The following is a 706-nucleotide window of genomic DNA, read 5'->3' as shown; positions in this document are numbered from 1 at the left end:
GAGTTGACCGGATGGCCCGCCGCACCCGTGCCGAGATGCAAGAGACCCGCGCCGCCCTGTTGGCCACCGCGCATGCGGTATTCACCACGCATGGCTATGCCGACGCCTCGATGGACGATCTGACCGCGCAGGCAGGGCTCACCCGTGGCGCGCTTTACCACCACTTCGGCGACAAAAAGGGATTGCTGCAGGCCGTGGTGGCGCAGCTGGATACCGCGATGGATGTCCGACTACAGACGATTTCGGCCACGGCTGCCGATCCGTGGGAAGGCTTTCGCAGCCGCTGCCATGCCTACCTGGAGATGGCCCTGGAGCCGGACATCCAACGCATCGTGCTACGCGATGCGCGTGCGGTCCTGGGCGGCGCATCACCGGAAGCGCAGCGCCATTGCGTCGCCTCGATGCAGGCCCTGCTCGAAAATCTCATGCGCCTTGGCGTGGTGGCGGACGCCAGCCCGCAGGCGCTGGCTTCGCTGATATACGGCAGCCTCGCCGAAGCGGCGTTCTGGATTGCCGAGGGACCCGGGGCGTCGGAACGACTGACGCACGCACAGGCCGCGCTTGATCTGCTGCTGCGCGGCTTGCTTGCCTCCCGTTAGCGGCCGGTCACGACGGCGGGCCGTGACCCGGCATCAGGCGAAATCGAAGTCCATCGCCGGACCGGCCGTGCCGACGAATTCGCCCTGCACGTAGTCCACCCCGGCAC

The 706-nt window shown here is 67.4% G+C and carries 1 protein-coding gene; it reads left to right on the top strand.

Going from position 1 to position 706, the window contains the following annotated elements; all coding sequences use genetic code 11:
- The first annotated feature begins 11 nt into the window (after positions 1-11).
- Positions 12-599, top strand: coding sequence for a TetR/AcrR family transcriptional regulator (locus ACXJKJ_RS30635; protein ID WP_457319365.1), 588 nt, complete (start codon positions 12-14; stop codon positions 597-599).
- Positions 600-706: the final 107 nt, after the last annotated feature.

This window comes from Roseateles sp. P5_E1 (assembly GCF_054049335.1).
The sequence above is the reverse complement of the archived record's forward strand: the minus strand, read 5'-3'. Positions and strand labels throughout refer to the sequence as shown.

Bases quoted from the DNA above. Each gene is read 5' to 3' on its own strand.
- ACXJKJ_RS30635 (WP_457319365.1), top strand. From the start codon at position 12: ATGGCCCGCCGCACCCGTGCCGAGATGCAAGAGACCCGCGCCGCCCTG.